The organism is Halomonas litopenaei, from assembly GCF_003045775.1.
GTDB lineage: Bacteria > Pseudomonadota > Gammaproteobacteria > Pseudomonadales > Halomonadaceae > Halomonas > Halomonas litopenaei.
This window is the reverse complement of sequence record NZ_PXNS01000001.1, coordinates 846,787-864,055: the sequence shown is the minus strand read 5'-3', so window position 1 is coordinate 864,055 and position 17,269 is coordinate 846,787. Positions and strand designations below refer to the sequence as shown.

Below are 17,269 nucleotides of genomic sequence, written 5' to 3'. Positions count from 1 at the left end.
GATTCAGCCACGACCCACCTTCAGCGCCAGCTCTGCGGTGCGGTTGGCGTAGCCCCACTCGTTGTCGTACCAGGCGTAGAGCTTGAGCTGGGTGGCGTTGACCACCATGGTCGACAGCGCATCGATGATCGAGCTGCGCGGGTCGGTGCGGTAATCGATGGACACCAGCGGGCGCTCCTCGTAGCCGAGAATGCCGGCAAGCTCCCCTTCGGCGGCCTCGCGCAGGGCGGCGTTGACCTCATCCACCGTCACCTCGCGCTCAAGTTCGAAGACCATGTCGGTGAGCGAGGCATTGGCCAGCGGCACGCGGATGGCGTGGCCATTGAGCTTGCCCTCGAGCTCGGGAAAGATCGCGGTGATCGCCTTGGCCGACCCGGTCGTGGTAGGGATCAGGCTCATGCCACAGGCCCGCGCCCGACGCAGGTCCTTGTGAGGCGCGTCGAGGATGGTCTGGGTGTTGGTGATGTCATGCACCGTGGTCATGGAGCCATGACGGATTCCGAAACGCTGTTGAATCACCTTGACCACCGGGGCCAGACAGTTGGTGGTGCAACTGGCGGCGGTGACGATGCGGTGACGCTCGGGCTCGTAGAGATCATCGTTGACCCCCATGACCACGTTGAGCACGCCCTCCTCCTTGACCGGCGCGCTGACCACGACGCGCCGCACGCCCTGGTCGAGATAGGCCTGAAGCCTATCCAGGGTCTTGTGCTTGCCGGAGCATTCGATCACCACGTCGCAGCCGGACCAGTCCGCGTCGGCCGGCACGCTTGCTCCGCTGAAGGCCACCGCGCGACCGTCGAAGTTCAGCTGCTCGCCCTCGCCATTGATCCCGCCCTCAGGCGAAAAGTGGCCGTGCACCGAATCGAACTCCAGCAGGTGGGCGAAGGTGGCGGCGTCACCACCGGGATCGTTGACGCGAACCAGGTCGACCTCCCCGGCGGCGATACGCGGCCACAGGCTGCGAACCACCAGGCGGCCGATCCGCCCGAAACCATTGATACCGATACGTAGTGTCATGAAAGTCTCGCTTTAGAAAGTGAGTATCGCGCCCCGGCACCCGCCAGGCTCTGCCGACAGAGGGTTACGCCATCAATCGTCGGCCAGGTGGCGGGCGCGATCACGATCCTTGATCTGCAGCCACAGCATCAGGCGCACGCGGATTTCCTGAAGCGCCTGGGCATAGGCGTTGTCACGCTCGATGCCACGGGGATCGCGGATATCCCAATAGAGATGCTCGTCGCGACTGCCCTCCCAGTCGCGACAGGTTTCCTGGGCCTTGTCGCACAGCACGATGACGGCATCGAAGTGCTGTCCCTCGAAGCTGTCGAGGGACTGACTGGCGAGCCCCTCGGTGCTGATGGACTGCTCCTTGAGCGCGGCCAGCGTCTTCTGATGCGGCTCGTCCGGCTCGGTACCGGCGCTGAAGGCATCGAAGCGATCACCGGCCAGGTGGCGCAGCAGCGCCTCGCCCATCAGCGAGCGAGCGGAGTTGGCGTGACACAGAAACAGCACGCGTTGCTTGCGGGACTCTTGTGACATCGTCATCGGGGGCGCCTCAGGATATATGGAATTTCATATATACGAGACAAGGATGTCAATTCCGTGACCGTTTCGCGTCCACCACAAGGAATCGACGACAGCCGCCAGGATCAGTGAGCGGCGGCCGAGGCCTGGCGCCTCAGGCGCACGATGGTGATGATGTTGGTGGCGAAGATCAGCGTCTCGGCCAGAGTGCCACCCAGCGAACCTGCCAGCAGATTGCTGATGATCCAGCAGAAGGCGGCGCCGGCCAGTACCAGACGCATCGCCACCCCTCTGAGCATGAACATGGCAAAGGTCCCAAGCAGCCCTGCCGCCAGGGCAGGAAGATCACGCGCATCGCTCCAGGTCAGCGCCGCTACCAGCAAGGTGGCGAGCAACATGCCGAGCATGATCGCCAGATTGCCGGGAAAGCGTCGCGCCAGAGCGATGCGCAGGATGATCAGGGCCGAGATCGACGCGGCTACCCAGCTCCCCAGCAGGGCAAACTGGGTCGCGAAGGCCAGGTTGGCTCCCAGCAGCAATACCAACAGCTTGTCGTCATGCCGGCTGGCGAAGCCGATCACGCAGAGCGTGAGCGCCACCAGGCTGACGGCCTGCCCGGCGAGCCATCGCAGCCCCATCTCCTCCATGCCAAGCCCCCAAGCGATCGAAAAAGGATCGGTCATCCTAGCACGGCTGTTGCGCTTTGCCGGGCAGGCAGGCAAGCGACCGAGCCTGTCCGCATGCGTGGTGACGACGCGCGAAGGCTGGCAAGGCCGCTGCCCTCGCACTAGGCTAAACCGAACTTTGCTACGCGTAACCGCCCATGCCCCTCTCGGACTTTCCCTGCGACCAATACCTTGAGCGTATCGGCCTTGTGCAACCCGTCGAGGTGTCTGCCGAGTGCTTGCGCGCGCTGCATCGCGCCCAGCTCACCTCGCTGCCCTTCGAGAACTTCGATATCTGCCTGGGCCGCGGCGTGGATGTCAGTGCCCAGGGCATTCTGGCCAAGCTCATCGGTCAACGCCGGGGCGGCTACTGCTTCGAGCTCAACGGCCTGTTGCTGATGGCACTTGAGGCCTTCGGATTCGAGGCCAGGGCCCTGTTGGGACGTGTGCATCTGTCGGGGACCCCCACCGGGCGCAGTCATCAGGTATCGCTGGTGACGCTGGACAAACGCCAATGGCTGGTCGACGCCGGCTTCGGCACCAATACGCCCCGAGCACCGATCCCGCTGACCCCGGACACCCCGCTCCACATCGGAGACCAGACACTACAACTGGTGGAGAACGCTCGCTACGGGATCATGCTGCAATCATTGATGGGAGCCCAGTGGGTCGACCTCTATAGCGTCGATTTCACCACGGTCTGCGAAGGTGATATTCAGATGGCCAATCACTTCACCTCCACCTGGCCAGGCCTGCACTTCACCACCTCGCGCATGGCCGCGCTGGCCACCCCCGAGGGCCAGATCAGCCTTTCCGACTTCACCCTGAAGATCCTACGCGGGGGCGCGGCAAGCGAACAGCTCCTGCCCCCGGGCGCGGCCTACCTGGCGGCGCTTGAAGAGCACTTCGGGATCGTGCTGGAGGCGAGCTACGAGGATCTCGCCCCACTCTAGGGCTTGTCTGAAAAGTGCCTGCGCTCGGTAATACGGCGTTAAAAATCGGCTGGTGCGCCAGCCCGGTCAAAATGCTCATTTACACCCCGTAAACTGCGCTGTCTCACCGATTTTTGCCTTGTCTAACCTTCGCTCGTCGACTTTTCGGACAGCGCCTAGTCGATCCCGCTGTCGATCTCTCGATCGATCCCGCAGTCGCTCCTGCTTCCACGCTATCAGAGGTCGACCGGGTCTTGTGTAGGGTTGGGTTGGGTTGGGTTGGGCTGGGCTGGGCTGGGTTGGGCTGGGCTGGGAAAAAGAGAAAATCCGACATGGCGCCGTGGTCAGTGCCCTTAACCCCTCGCGACAGTCGCCAACAGGCCCCATTCCGTGTTGAACTATGCCCCGAGCCTTTGTCTGCCAATGGATTTGGAAAGGAGCCTGCCGTTTATGTTCAATCGCCTTGCGTCCGGCCTGCGTGCCGCCGGTGTGCTGAGCCTGCTGGCGCTGTCGCCGCTGACCTTCGCCCAGAGCACCGGTAATGCCGGACCCGCCGTCAACACCGAAACCTTCCAGTCCTGGGAGGTCAACTGCCCGGTCAACCCGTCCGACGGCTCCTGCTCCATGACCCAGCTGGTCAATGGTGCCGATGGCGAGCCGGTCCTTCGCGTCGTGGTCGGCAACCCTGCTCAGCTGGACGGTTCTGCCATGACCTTCCTGGTTCCGCTGGGCGTACGTCTGGCCCCAGGCCTGCAGCTCAAGGTCGATACCAATGAGCCGGTGGGCATGCCCTACCAGGTGTGTGTGCCCCAGGGCTGCCGTGCCGACATCCCGCTGCAGCCGCAACTGCTCAACCAGTTGAAGGCCGGCAGCACCGCCACCGTCAGCATCGTCAACCCGCGCGGCCAGCGTCAGGACCTCAACGTGTCGCTGATGGGCTTCAGTGCCGCCAAGGATCGCGTCGACCAGAACTGATCGATCCTTCACGCCACCCGCCTTCGGGTGGCGTGTCCCTAATCTCTTCCCCCTCCTGTCTCTTCTCCCCACCTGTCGATTTTCTGCCAGTCGCATTGTTACCGATCTTGCGCTCGCGCATTCCTTTGGCCCCCTCTCCCCGCTGGCGTTTTCGGTCGGCAGAGCCGAGGCCGTGCTACGGCACTCGTGCACCTAAGTACGCTTAGCCAAGGGCGCCGACTTCGGCCCAAAGTGGAACAATAAGTTGCAGGTAAATTGCCTATGATCAGCTGCAGGGGCAAAGCCTCGACCGTGACACGCCAAGGCAACGGCAAGCATGGCGACAACGACCAGTGCAGTGCCAGTGAAGAGCGCAGCGATATCGCAAGCGCATCGACACTAAAGAGCACAGCGCCAACAAAGAGCGCATCGACAACAACAAGCACCAGGAGGTGAACGGTGATAACCCTGACGATCAACGACCAGCAGCATGAACTGGACGTGCCCGAGCAGATGCCGCTGCTGTGGGCGCTGCGCGATGTGGTGAATCTGACCGGCACCAAGTTTGGCTGCGGCATGGGGCTGTGTGGCGCCTGCACCGTTCACCTGGACGGCGCCGCCGTGCGCTCCTGCGTCACGCCGGTAGCGGCGGCCGCGGGCAAGCGCGTGACCACCATCGAGGCCATGGCCACTGACGCTGTCGGCAGCAAGGTGCAGGAGGCATGGCTGGATGTCGGCGTGGCCCAGTGCGGCTACTGCCAGGCCGGCCAGATCATGAGCGCGACCGCCTTCCTCAAGGACAACGCCAACCCCAGCGACGATGACATCGCCAGCGCCATGGGGGGCAACATCTGCCGCTGCGGCACCTACAACCGGATCCGTACCGCGATCCATCGTGCAGCCGGACAGGAGGAGCAGGCATGAACCGTACCGTCGATACGCTGCTGCTGGCCAACGTCAGCCGCAGACGCTTTCTCCAGGGACTGGCCGCCGGAAGCGCGCTGGTGGTAGCCGCCCGCTGGGACCTGGCCGCCGCCGCCGAGGACAAGCAGTACGGCGCCGCCGGCATGGCCTACGGCTGGGTCGACAATCCCAACGTGTTCATCCAGATCGACGAGGACGGCAGCGTCACCGTGACCAACCATCGCGCCGAGATGGGCCAGGGCATCCGTACCAGCCTGGTGATGGTGGCCGCCGATGAGCTGGGTGCCGACTGGAGCAAGGTCAAGGCTACCCAGGCACCGGGGGATTCCGACACCTACGGCAACCAGGACACCGACGGCTCGCGCAGCATGCGCCACTGGTTCGATCCCATGCGGCGGGCCGCCGCGTCGGCCCGTCGGATGCTGGAACAGGCCGCCGCCCAGCGCTGGGACGTACCTGTAGACGAATGCCAGGCCGGCGTCCACGTCATCGTCCACACGCCTAGCGGGCGCGAACTCGGCTTCGGCGAGCTGGCCGCGGCGGCCAGGGAGCTCGATGTCCCCTCCCGGGACACCCTCTCGCTCAAGCCTGAAAGCGAATGGCGACTGATCGGCAAGTCCCTCGGCCCCAGCCACGACAGTGATACCGGCAACCTCGAGCGCGCCCCCGCGGTGGATGGTGAGGACATCGTCAGCGGCAAGGCCATCTACGGCGGCGACATGCGCCTGCCGGACATGGCCTACGCGGTGATCGCGCGCCCCGATGTGCTGGGTGCAAGCGTCGCCAGCGTCGATGACAGCGAGACGCTCAAGATTCCCGGGGTGATCAAGACCGTCAGGCTCGAGGGCACCTCCCAGCCGTCGTCCTTCCACCCGCTCGGCGGCGTGGGGGTGATCGCCGACAACACCTGGGCGGCCATCGAAGGACGCAAGGCGCTCAAGATCCAGTGGAATACCGAAGGGCTCGACGCCAACGCCGGCTACGACACCAAAAGCTACCGCGAGATGCTCGAGCAGCGCGCCGATTCCCCCGGCAAGGTGCTCAGGGCCAGCGGCGATATCGAGGCGGCGCTGGCCGACGCCGAGTCCCGCCACAGCGCCACCTACTACATGCCGCACCTGGCCCATGCCACCATGGAACCACCGGTGGCCATCGCCCGGGTGAGCGCAGACGGTGCCGAGACCTGGGCGCCGGTGCAGGACCCGCAGAGCGCCCGCGACCAGGTCGCCGAGCAGCTCGGTATCGACGGCGCCAGCGTCAAGGTCAACCAGACGCTGCTGGGCGGCGGCTTCGGGCGCAAGGCCAAGCCTGACTTCGTGGTGGAGGCGGCGCACCTGAGTCGCGCCCTCGACGGCCGCCCGGTACAGCTTCAATGGACCCGCGAGGACGACCTTCACCACACCTACTTCCACGCGCTGTCGGTGGACCGCCTGGAAGCCGGCCTTGGCAGCGACGGCAAGGTCCAGGGCTGGCGTCATCGCACCCTGGCGCCGACCATCATGTCGATCTTCCAGGACGACCCCAGGTACAAGGCGACCTACGAACTCGGCATGGGCCTGACGCCCCTGCCCTTCGACATTCCCGCGCTATCGCTGGAAAACGGCGAGGCCCCGGCGCACAAGCGCATCGGCTGGTTCCGCTCGGTGGTCAACCTGCCCCACGCCTTTGCCATCCAGAGCTTCGTTGCCGAGCTCGCCGCAGCCGCCGGACGCGATCATCGCGACTACCTGCTGGAACTTCTGGGGCCGGCGCGCGAGATCGACCCGCTGGCCGTCGGCGCCACCTGGAACTACGGCGAGGACCCGGAGCGCTATACCATCGATGTCGGACGCCTGCGTGGCGTCGTCGAGCGAGTGACCGAGGAAGCCGACTGGGGCAAGTCGTTGCCCGAAGGCCGCGGCCAGGGCCTGGCGGTGCATCACAGCTTCTGCTCCTACACCGCCATCGTGCTGGACGTGGAAGTCAACGATCAGGGCAGTGTGATCGTCCACCAGGCGGACGTGGCCTTCGACTGCGGCCCCAGGGTCAACCCCGAGCGCATCCGTGCCCAGATGGAGGGCTCGGTGGTGATGGGCATCGGCATCGGCCTGCTGAACGAGATCAGCGCAAGCGGCGGTCGCATCGAACAGGACACCTTCCACCAGTACCTGCTGCCACGCCAGGCCAACGCCCCGCGTGAGGTGCGTGTCCATCTGGTCGACAATCCCGATGCGCCGATGGGCGGCGTGGGTGAGCCAGGGCTTCCCCCGGTGGCGCCGGCCCTGACCAACGCCATCTTCGCCGCCACCGGCAAGCGCATCCGGGAGCTGCCGGTGGGCAACCAGCTGAAGGGCTGACGTCCACCGAGGTGAGCCCCCTTGCGCGGTGACGTCCGCGCAAAAACGAGCGGCCAGGCTACCCTGAAAGGGTCGCCTGGCCGCTTTTTTACCGCCATTCCTTGACCGGACGGCTACCTCAACGTGAACGCACCTCGGTCCATAGCTGCTGCAGCATGGTCAGCGATTCCCCCTCGATCAGCGGCGTGGTCACCAGGTGACCGCTGGTCTCGGGATCGAGCCTGGAGGCCTCTCGCAGCGCCTCGTCGACCATCGGCAGGGCGGCCTCATTGGGGGTTCTGTAGTAGGCATAGTTCGCCGCCTTGGCGGCATTTTCCGGACGCATCATGAAGCTGATGAAGTCCTGGGCCAGTTGGGGATGGGGGGCTCTCGCCGGAACCACGAAGGTATCCATGCCGAGCTGGGCGCCTTCCTCGGGGGCGAAGAAGGCCAGATCACCATAGATCTCGGGGGAATCGGCCTTGCGGTAGTCCACGTCGCCGCTGTAGGTCACCGCCACTGCACTGACGCCTCGTGCCACCTGCTCAACCGCCGCGGTACTGTCGACGAAGCCGGTGAAGTTGCCCCGCTCCAGGGTCTGGCTGACCAGCTTGGCGGCGTTGATCCAGGCCTCCTGACCGACGCAGTCGAACCCAGCTCCCTGGTAGGCGCAGGCCATGCCGAGTGATACCTGGGGATCGCCACCCAGCAGCGCGAAGGGCTGGTCGGGATTGATCTCGGGGTCGAACAGCACGCTCCAGGAGTGCGGCAGCTCGGCGAAGGTGCTGGTGTCGTAGACGATACCGGTAACGCCCCACAGGTAGGGCACACTGTAGCGCTCTTCGGGGTCATGGGGCGGCTGGCGGAAGGCTTCCATCAGATCCTCTCGCCCCTGCTGGATGCGCGGGTCGTCGAGCTCCCTCACCAGGCCGGCGTCGATCAGCCGGGTGACGTAGTAGTCGGTGGGCACCACCACGTCGTATTGAGCGTCACCACCGGCGGCCAGCTTGGAGAACATCTCGGCATTTGAGGTGAAGTAGTTCTGCACCACCTCCACCCCGAACTCCTGCTCGAAGGCCTCGACCAGCGCCGGGTCCATGTACTCGGTCCAGTTGAACAGAAACAGCTTGTCGTCATCCTGCGCCCAGACACCGGTACTGACCATGCCCAGTGCTGCCACCGCCATCCATCGTTGCATGACTTCGCCTCATTCCATGTCGTTGTTGTTTGATCTTGTCTGAAAAGCGCTTGGTTCGCAGGCAAATAATGCGCCAGCCAGACAGCGTTGTACAACGCGAAACTGACAGGCCCGCCCCTCCCCCTCACAAGGCACGACGCCGCTTGCAAGAGCGGCGTCGTGGATACTCCAGGCCTGTTACAGGATGACCGGGGCATCCAGCGCCGTTACCACCGCCTGGTCGCGGTCGTAGATATCGGGACGGAAGGCCAGGTGGCCGTCGGTCTCGGGTTGCACCGTCCAGTAGTTGAGCACCACCGGAATGCGCCGATCCAGACGCACGTTGCGGGTCTTGCCGTCGTTGATCAGGCGGCCGACGTTGGCGGAGGTGTCCGAGTCGTCGAACAACAGCTGGGCCAGCTCCGCCACCCCTTCCACGCGGATACAGCCTGAGCTCAGCGCACGCTGAGTACGGTTGAACAGCCCTCGCGACGGGGTGTCGTGCAGGTAGACCAGATGGTCATTGGGAAAACGGATCACGACCCTCCCCAAGGGGTTGCGAGGCCCGGCCCCCTGGCGCAGCATCACCCCGCCGGGGCTCGACCAGTTGACCGAATAGGGATCAACGCGCTTGCCGGAGGGTGATAACGCCACCATGTCACGGCTGGCCAGGTACCCCGGATCGCGCTTCACTCGAGGCAGAATGTCCTCACGATAGATCGTGGGTGGCACCGTCCAGGTGGGGTTGAGGGTCAGGTGGGTAATCTCCGAACGCAATGTCGGCGTGCGCCGGTAGGGTTGGCCGACGACGATACGTGAGCGCCAGACGTCGCCGTCGGGGCGGAAGTAGCTGAGCCGATAACCGGCGATATCGACCAGCACGAAAGACTCCGGCAGGCCATGCAGCAGCCAGCGGGCACGCTCCAGGTTGGCGCGGATCTGATCGATGCGAAAGCCCACCGGAAGATTGAGCGCGGTCTGGGTATTGGGTCCGACCACCCCATCGTCGGCGAGCAGGTGGCGGCGCTGGAAACGGCGTACCGCCTCGGCCAGGGTGCTGTCGTACACCTCGGCTTCGGGGGCCTCGAGTTCCACGTGCGGGTAGTGGCCGGTGTCGGCGGACATCACTTCCAGTTCACCGATCATCGCCAGGCGCTGTCGCAACAGCGCGACGTCGGTGTCCTGATCGCCGGGACGCAGCGGCGTCTCGCGACTCGGCAGCAGTGGCCAGCCCCCCAGACGTTCGATGTTGCGATAGCGTGCCAGGGCGGCCCTTAGCTGACGATACGGCTCGAAAGGAGGCCGGGCCAGTGCCAGCGCAGCCTCGACATCGCCGTCGTCCAGGGCACGCGACAACGCCACCAGGTCGAACGACGGTGGCGCAATATCGACCTCCCAGTCACTGTCGATACGGTGTGGATCCACCTTCCCACGTTGCAGATGGGCCATGGCGGTCAGCAGCGTTTCGGTGGCCTCGAGCTCGAAGCCTCCGGGGGTCTCGAGATTCGCCCCCCTGGCCTGGCCAAGCAGCGCGTCGGGCGCATAGTCCGAGGGTGAGAGCCCATCGTCCTCGAGCGTCCTGAGTCCGTCGGCCAGGGCCTCCACGCGGCCCATGTCGGTCCACACCGGACGCTGGCCACGCAGACTGTAGAATCGCTGTGCCATCTCGGAGGCGCCGACCAACTCATTGGCCAGGGGACCCGGCACGACCCCGTCGAGATCCTGAAGGTTCTGCTCGACGCTGGCATCGCTGGCAAGCCCCTGGCCGTTGGCGCCCTCACCACTGACGTCACCTCCATCGCTTGCCGTTGCCCCCCAGACCGGGGCAACCAGCAGACCACAACAAAGCGCTACAGCGACGTCCCTCCTTGGCATGAGTCGCAATAGAACATTTGGGCTAAACATGGCATCTACTCCCTGCAACATGACGTCAATACTGGCCATCCTGGGCGGTATTGTCATAATAGAGTCGTCGGTATCGGGTTCCGCCGAGCCGACCTGATTTTTCTAGCGTGCGCGAAGATCATGTTTCTCCGCTCTGTGTATTAGCGTATCGCGTTATTTAATCTTGCGTAACGCCTGTTCGCGTATCCGCGACATCACCGACAGGAAGCCTAGAGATGTCACGAAGCTCCTCTCATGACAATGCATCACCTCGTCTCTCGATTTTTCGTTACCTCTTATTATTGACCCTAAGTGCCTTTTTTGCGGCGCCTGTTCTCGCTCAGGACTTTCTCAGGACATCCGTCAGGGCGAATGCGCCGTCAGGCACATCGCTCGAACAGACCCTGGCCCGCCTCGCCCCCAAGGCCAACCCGGGGGTACTGCGCCTGGCCGCACGGGCGCTCAACTGCGCCGACCCCGGCGCCGAGCGCCTGGCGGTCATCGACTTTTCCCTGCCTTCAACCGAACGCCGCCTGTGGGTCTTCGACCTGCGCCAGCCCAGGCTGATGTTTCGCGAATGGGTGAGCCACGGCAAGAACTCCGGCGACGCCATGGCCACGCTGTTCTCCAACGTGCCCGAGAGCTACCAGTCGAGCATCGGACTGTTTCGCACCAAGAACAGCTATGTAGGCAGCAACGGCTATTCCCTGCGACTCGAGGGTCTTGAGCCGGGGGTCAACGACAACGCCTTCGATCGCGCCATCGTGATGCACGGTGCGGACTACGTCAGCCAGGAGTTCATCGACCGTACCGGACGCATCGGCCGCAGCCACGGCTGTCCGGCGGTACGTACCGAGGTGGCGGTACCCTTGATCAACAGCATTCGCGACAATCAGTACCTGTTCACCTACTACCCGGACCAGCGTTGGCTCAACAACTCGGCCTTTCTGCGCTGTCCGAACAGCAGTGAGCGCCTAGCCCTCAACGACTGAGTCCGTCGCTTGAGGTTCCAGCGTCGGCGTCACCCGCCAGCGGCGGGTGACGCCTCCTCCTTGTTCTCTTTTTGTTCGCATCTCTGTTCGCAGTTCTGTTCGCACATCTTCTTGAGTCGTTCTCCTTTCTCTTTCTCTCCCTTCTCTCTTCCTGTTCCTTCTCTCTTCCTGCTCCTTCTCTCTTCGCTGCGCTCCTCTACCTTCTCCCTTTGGCACCAAGTCGGCGCACTGGGGCGGTGTCGAGTGCACAATGATGCAGCGCAATGATGCGATCCTGCTGAAGTGCTATTCCGCACAAAAACCACAAGATGTTGATATAACAAGGTTTCAATAAAAACAGGCATCCCGCTTGCTTGGTAGTGGTTAGCGAGAGCCAGACGTAGACCAGGCCCCAGCGGTACGAGTGCGTCGGACCCGACCTTCAATGGCGAAGGCCACACAAGTTCGAGTGTTCGTCCACCCAGCGAGGGCTGTGTTCATGAATCTGCGCAACAAGGCCAACAGGATTCGCCTGTTTTCCTTCTCGACTCCCCAGATGCGAGCCTTTCACTTCTCCTGGTTCGCCTTCCACCTGTGCTTCTTCGGCTGGTTCGGCATCGCGCCATTGATGGCCGTGGTCAGAGATGACCTCGGACTAACCAAGACCCAGATCGGCAACACCATCATCGCCTCGGTGGCCATCACGGTAATCGTGCGCCTGGCCATCGGCGTCCTGTGTGACCGTATCGGGCCGCGCCTGGCCTACACCTGGCTGCTGTGCCTGGGCGCCATCCCGGTGATGAGCATCGGTTTCGCCGACAGCTTCGAGTCCTTTCTGATGGCCCGCCTGGCCATCGGCGCGATCGGCGCCTCCTTCGTCATCACCCAGTACCACACCTCGGTGATGTTCGCGCCCAATGTGGTGGGTACAGCCAACGCCACCTCCGCCGGCTGGGGCAACCTGGGCGGTGGCACTACCCAGATCCTGATGCCGTTGATCTTTTCTGGCCTTTTGATGCTGGGCGTCAGCGAGACCCTGGGCTGGCGCCTGGCCATGGTGGTCCCAGGTGTGGTGATGTTCATTGCCGGTCTGTGCTACTACCGCTTCACCCAGGACGCGCCCGACGGCAACTTCAAGGACCTGCGTGCACGCGGCGAGCTGCCGGAAGCCTCCGGCGAAGGCTCCATGTCCAGCACCTTCGGCGCCGCCGCCCGGGATATCCGCGTGTGGGCGCTGTTCGTGGTCTATGCCGCCTGTTTCGGCGTCGAACTCACCATCAACAACATCGCCGCCATCTACTTCTTCGACAACTTCGACCTGACCCTGGCCACCGCCGGCATGATCGCCGGACTGTTCGGCCTGATGAACCTGTTCGCTCGCACCATGGGCGGGGTCTTCTCTGACCTGTTCGCCCGCAACGCCGGGCTCAAGGGTCGCGTACGCTGGCTGTTCATCGCCATGCTGTGTGAGGGCGTGGCGCTGATGTTCTTCTCCCAGATGCACGTGCTGGCGCTGGCCATCGGCCTGATGCTGGTGTTCAGTCTGTTCGTGCAGATGGCCGAAGGCGCCACCTTCGGCGTGGTGCCCTTCATCAACCGTCGCGCCCTCGGCGCGGTGGCCGGTATCGTTGGCGCCGGCGGCAACGCCGGTGCGGTGGCGGCGGGATTCCTGTTCCGTTCCGAATCGATCAGCTACCAGCAGGGGCTGTTCTACCTGGGCGCGGCGGTGATCCTGGCCTCGCTGTGCGCGCTGCTGGTGCGCTTCAGCCCCGAGGTCGAAGCCGAAGAAGCCGCCGCCTACGAACAGGCGGCCTCAGGCGAGACAAGGGGCGCGCTGTCGCTGCGCTGAGTCCGCTGTTGCGACCCCTGGCAAGACGAGCTGGGCCCGGCATCCTGCCGGGCCTTCTCGTATCGGGCCCAGCCTGACGAGCCCCTCCAGTGCAGGTCCGTCCGCCGATTTCCGACAGGACTCATCCTTTCTGCTGCCGGATATCCGGGAAAAGATGCCCCTTGAAAGTCGCAGACGCCGCCCGAAGGATTGCAACAAAGGCAATGGACGAGCATGCTGAATCAATCATACAGAGATAGCCCGTCAAGCCCCGTCACCGAGAGACCAGGAGGAAGCGATGCGAGAACGAGTGTTGCTGATCACCGGAGCGTCAAGCGGCATCGGGGCCGCCACGGCCAGGGCGGCCGCTCGAGAGGGCTATCATCTCGTCCTAGCGGCCCGTTCGAAGGATGGACTCGAGGCCCTGGCTCAGGAGCTGGGGCCGGAGAACGTGCTGACGGTCGGTGTCGACGTGACCGATCTCGAGGCCCAGAAGACCATGGTGGACGAGACGCTCGAGCGTTTTGGTCGTCTCGACGCGGTGTTCGCCAACGCCGGACGTGGTGGCTCTCCCGGCGGCTTCAGCGAGGCCGACCCGGAAAGCTGGAAGTCGATGCTGATGACCAACGTGTACGGGTTGGGGCTGACCATCCAGGCCTGCCTGCCCGAGCTCAGGCGTAGCCACGGACACATCCTGCTGACCGGCTCGGCAGCGGGGCGTACCACCATCCCCGGCTCCATGTACGGTGCCACCAAGTGGGCGGTCTCCGGCATCGGCTACAACCTGCGCGAGGAACTGCGCGGCAGCGGGATCCGAGTCACGCTCATCGAGCCCGGCATGGTCAACACCCCCTTCTTCGATGAACCACCGGAACATGCTCTGGAAGATCGCGACGTCGCCAACGCCGTGATGTACGCCATCTCCCAGCCTCACCATGTCGACGTCAACGAGATCCTGGTGCGTCCCACGCCACCGCTGGAAGAGTGAGCGTCTTCACTCTTCGGACACCACCATCACCGACGCGATTTCACCACACCCTGATGGAGACCTCATGACCATTGCTACCGGCGAACGTCTGCCCGACGTGACCCTCTTTACCAACGGCGACAAGGGTCCAGAGTCACTGACCACCGACGCCTTCTTTTCGGGACGCAAGGTGGTGCTGTTCGCTGTCCCCGGCGCCTTCACTCCGGGCTGTTCCAACACCCATATGCCCGGCTTCGTGGTCAACGCCGACAAGCTGCTGGAAAAGGCCGATGCGGTCGCCTGCCTGGCGGTCAACGACGCCTTCGTCATGGGCGCCTGGCAGAAGGACCAGAACGCCGAAGCGATCACCATGCTGGCCGACGGTAACGCCGATTTCACCCGAGCCATCGGCATGGACAAGGATGCCAGTACCGCAGGCATGGGCGTGCGCAGCCTGCGCTACGCGATGATCGTCAACGACGGCGTGGTCGAGTATCTGGGCGTCGACACCGAACGCGGCGTGATCGAGGCGTCCAGTGCCGAGACGGTACTGGCCAGGCTCTAAGGCTTGTACGAAAAGTGCCTGCGCTCGGTAATACGGCGTTAAAAACCGGCTGGTGCGCCAGCCCGGTCAACATGCTCATTTACACCCGGTAAACTGCGCTTTCTCACCGATTTTTGCCTTGTCTAACCATCGCTCGCTGGCTCTTCGTATAAAGCCTGGCACTGCAAGCGGGGGCTGACGCCCCCGCCTTCAAGCCCCCGCCTTCACCCCCTTCTTCAAGGCGGTCATCCAGCACAGTTCTGCTAGTCTTGGGGAGTAGCCCCCACTGACGAGAGCACGGTCCATGAACGCGACAGCAGACCAAGCCATGCGCCTGAGCGGTACCTGCCTGTGCGGTGCGGTGACACTCAAGGTAGCACTTGAACAGCAGAGCGTCGGCGCCTGCCACTGCCAGATGTGTCGAACCTGGGGCGGCGGCCCGCTGTTGGCACTGGAGTCGGTCAGTCAGCTGACGCTCGAAGGCGAAGAGGCTGTCACCTTCTATTCATCGTCCGACTGGGCCGAGCGTGCCTTCTGTCGCCACTGCGGCACCCACCTGTTCTACCGATTGAAGAACGGCGAGCACACTTCGGTGCCCGTTGGCCTGATCGACAGCGGAGAAGCCTGGCGGTTCGACCTCCAGTTCTTCATCGACGAGAAGCCCCACTGGTACCACTTCGGCAACGACACCCGCAATCTGACAGGCCAGGAACTGTTCGAGGCGTTTTCCAAGGACACCTGAGACTGGCTCCTGCCAGGCCCTTGGCCAGCGTTGGTGACTTTCGCCACTTGCGTCAGAGCCCGTCCTGTTCCCCCAGATAACACCAGGACGGCCAGCGCAATGCTGGCCGTCCTGTCTTTGTATCGAGCCGTGTCGAGCCGAGTCTTGTCCTGGCATCTCGGCACTTGCCGCTCGGGACGCTAAAGCATCCACTCCACCGGCAGCACCGAGATCAAGGTTACCGCCGCCCGGCGGAAGATGCCCACGTTGGGCTCGCCGTCGTACTGCACTACCCCTTGCGGCGTGCGCTCCAGCCAGATCATGCTGCCGTCTTCGTCCAGCTTGACCTCGTAGGCGTTGTCGAGCACGTCGGTATTGAACACCCGCTGCATTTCCTGAGCGAGCTCCGGACTCTCGATGATAAAGCCGAGTTCGGTATTCAGTCGCGCCGAGCGTGGGTCGAAATTGAACGAGCCGACGAACAGCCGATCGCCGTCCACGGCGAAGGTCTTGGCGTGCAGGCTGGCACCCGAGCTGCCGAAGGGGCCGGCAGATTCGCTGCGCCCCGGCGCATCTGGCGCCCGCTTGAGCTCGAACAACCGGACGCCAGCCTCCAACAGCTCGCGTCGCCGCTTGGCGTAGCCGGCGTGCACCGCGGCCACATCGGTCGCCTCCAGTGCGTTGGTCAGAATGGTCACCTCCACGCCGCGCGCCTCTAGATCGGCGAACATGCGAGTGCCCTTCTCTACCGGCACAAAATACGGCGACACCAGATGCACGCTGTCCCGGGGCGGCCCCAGCAGGCCGCGTATGCGTCCGGTCAGCAGGTCTTCATCGGCGGCCAGCCCCAGGCCCTTGGCCGGATCGTCGCTGACCATTCTGGTGTTGGCCCAGACCAGCTCAAGGCTACCGTCCTCGATCGACTCGATGAACTGGCTTTCGTCCAGCGCCTGCCGGTACTCCAGCGAATCAGGGGTACGGACGATTTCCGCCGAGGCCTGCTCGAAGCGTGCCAGCCCCTGGCGCCCCGCCGAGTCGAGCACCCGACTGGCCGGGTAGGAGGACTGGCTGGCCCAGTACAGATCGAAGTCTTCAGAGACCTGCTCGACCACCGGCCCCACGGCGACGACATCGAGATCGGCGAACATCACGTTGTCGCCGGCGCCGAAATACTCGTCGCCGATATTGCGCCCGCCGATGATGGTGGCCTGGTTGTCCACCGTCAGTGACTTGTTGTGCATGCGCCGATTGGCCCGGGAAAAGTCGGTCAGGTAGCCGATAAACCGCGGTGAGCGCACCACGAAGGGATTGAACAGGCGTATCTCGATATTGGGGTGAGCATCCAGCGCCGCCAGCTTGTCATCGAGCCCTGCGGTGTTGGTGTCATCGAGCAGCATGCGGACGCGCACGCCACGATTGGCGGCGTCCAGCATGGCCTGATACAGCATCGAGCCGGTGATGTCGTCGTGCCAGATGTAATACTGGACATCGAGGGTCCGCTCTGCCGCTTCCGCCAGCAACAGTCGTGCGGCAAAGGCGTCGTGGGGATTGCGCAGTGTATGGATACCACTCTTGCCGGGATGGGCATCCACATAGGGTGCCAGCATCTCGCCGAGCGCCGTGTCGCGGGCCTGCTCCAGCGTCAGATGCTGTGTCTGGCTACGCCCTTCCAGGGAGGGCAGGCCGCTGCATCCAGTCAACAACACGGCCACCGATAGCCACAGGACAAGCATCAGCGGTTTTCCGATAACGGGCATTCGAGAGTTCCATTCGTCGCAGGGTTGGCCGTTACAGCATAGCGAAGTTGCAGAAGAACCACCGCAAGGCTTTTTCTCATCGCCGGCCCCCTCGACCGCCCCC

General features: G+C 63.9%; 15 protein-coding genes. 9 read left to right on the top strand and 6 right to left on the bottom strand.

Going from position 1 to position 17,269, the window contains the following annotated elements:
* Nucleotides 1-3 precede the first annotated feature (3 nt).
* The 3 genes from C6W88_RS03880 to C6W88_RS03870 form a co-directional block, all read right to left on the bottom strand.
* Complete coding sequence (locus tag C6W88_RS03880; RefSeq protein WP_108131517.1) at nt 4-1,020, bottom strand: ArsJ-associated glyceraldehyde-3-phosphate dehydrogenase; 1,017 nt, start codon at nt 1,018-1,020, stop codon at nt 4-6.
* Between the two features lie 72 nt (nt 1,021-1,092).
* Nucleotides 1,093-1,548: an arsenate reductase ArsC gene (locus tag C6W88_RS03875; protein WP_308812402.1), complete on the bottom strand. Its 456-nt coding sequence runs from the start codon at nt 1,546-1,548 to the stop codon at nt 1,093-1,095.
* Between the two features lie 104 nt (nt 1,549-1,652).
* Entirely contained in the window at nt 1,653-2,210 is a 558-nt protein-coding gene (locus C6W88_RS03870) for a YgjV family protein (RefSeq protein ID WP_231498492.1), read from the bottom strand.
* 221 nt (nt 2,211-2,431) lie between these two features.
* Here C6W88_RS03870 and C6W88_RS03865 point away from each other — a divergent pair, with 221 nt between their 5' ends.
* The 4 genes from C6W88_RS03865 to C6W88_RS03850 all read left to right on the top strand — a co-directional run bounded on the left by C6W88_RS03865 (nt 2,432) and on the right by C6W88_RS03850 (nt 7,338).
* Nucleotides 2,432-3,145, top strand: coding sequence for an arylamine N-acetyltransferase family protein (locus C6W88_RS03865; protein WP_231498490.1), 714 nt, complete (start codon nt 2,432-2,434; stop codon nt 3,143-3,145).
* Between the two features lie 429 nt (nt 3,146-3,574).
* A complete protein-coding gene (locus C6W88_RS03860; RefSeq protein ID WP_045992593.1) occupies nt 3,575-4,099 on the top strand; it encodes an invasion associated locus B family protein in 525 nt (174 codons plus the stop codon).
* Between the two features lie 438 nt (nt 4,100-4,537).
* Nucleotides 4,538-5,002 (top strand): (2Fe-2S)-binding protein, encoded by a 465-nt coding sequence (locus C6W88_RS03855; protein ID WP_045992594.1) that lies wholly within the window; start codon nt 4,538-4,540, stop codon nt 5,000-5,002.
* The gene (locus C6W88_RS03850; RefSeq protein WP_108131514.1) at nt 4,999-7,338 is read left to right on the top strand and encodes a xanthine dehydrogenase family protein molybdopterin-binding subunit; all 2,340 of its coding nucleotides are present in this window, start codon (nt 4,999-5,001) and stop codon (nt 7,336-7,338) included. Before C6W88_RS03855 ends, C6W88_RS03850 begins: the two co-directional genes overlap by 4 nt.
* A 118-nt stretch (nt 7,339-7,456) precedes the next feature.
* Here C6W88_RS03850 and C6W88_RS03845 read toward each other — a convergent pair whose 3' ends face one another.
* Both C6W88_RS03845 and C6W88_RS03840 read right to left on the bottom strand, forming a co-directional pair.
* Nucleotides 7,457-8,515 carry a polyamine ABC transporter substrate-binding protein gene (locus C6W88_RS03845; protein WP_108131513.1) on the bottom strand — a complete coding sequence of 353 codons (1,059 nt, stop codon included), beginning with the start codon at nt 8,513-8,515 and terminating at the stop codon, nt 7,457-7,459.
* Between the two features lie 177 nt (nt 8,516-8,692).
* Nucleotides 8,693-10,399: a L,D-transpeptidase family protein gene (locus C6W88_RS03840; RefSeq protein WP_231498488.1), complete on the bottom strand. Its 1,707-nt coding sequence runs from the start codon at nt 10,397-10,399 to the stop codon at nt 8,693-8,695.
* Between the two features lie 281 nt (nt 10,400-10,680).
* Here C6W88_RS03840 and C6W88_RS03835 point away from each other — a divergent pair, with 281 nt between their 5' ends.
* The 5 genes from C6W88_RS03835 to C6W88_RS03815 all read left to right on the top strand — a co-directional run bounded on the left by C6W88_RS03835 (nt 10,681) and on the right by C6W88_RS03815 (nt 15,430).
* The gene (locus C6W88_RS03835; protein WP_231498486.1) at nt 10,681-11,370 is read left to right on the top strand and encodes a murein L,D-transpeptidase catalytic domain family protein; all 690 of its coding nucleotides are present in this window, start codon (nt 10,681-10,683) and stop codon (nt 11,368-11,370) included.
* A 478-nt stretch (nt 11,371-11,848) separates the two neighbouring features.
* Entirely contained in the window at nt 11,849-13,198 is a 1,350-nt protein-coding gene (locus C6W88_RS03830; RefSeq protein WP_045992599.1) for an MFS transporter, read from the top strand.
* A 277-nt stretch (nt 13,199-13,475) separates the two neighbouring features.
* Complete coding sequence (locus C6W88_RS03825; protein WP_108131511.1) at nt 13,476-14,165, top strand: SDR family oxidoreductase; 690 nt, start codon at nt 13,476-13,478, stop codon at nt 14,163-14,165.
* A 64-nt stretch (nt 14,166-14,229) separates the two neighbouring features.
* Nucleotides 14,230-14,709 carry a peroxiredoxin gene (locus tag C6W88_RS03820; RefSeq protein WP_108131510.1) on the top strand — a complete coding sequence of 160 codons (480 nt, stop codon included), beginning with the start codon at nt 14,230-14,232 and terminating at the stop codon, nt 14,707-14,709.
* 283 nt (nt 14,710-14,992) lie between these two features.
* Entirely contained in the window at nt 14,993-15,430 is a 438-nt protein-coding gene (locus tag C6W88_RS03815; protein WP_108131509.1) for a GFA family protein, read from the top strand.
* Between the two features lie 179 nt (nt 15,431-15,609).
* Here C6W88_RS03815 and C6W88_RS03810 read toward each other — a convergent pair whose 3' ends face one another.
* A complete protein-coding gene (locus tag C6W88_RS03810) occupies nt 15,610-17,166 on the bottom strand; it encodes a phospholipase D family protein (RefSeq protein ID WP_231498483.1) in 1,557 nt (518 codons plus the stop codon).
* Between the last annotated feature and the right edge of the window lie 103 nt (nt 17,167-17,269).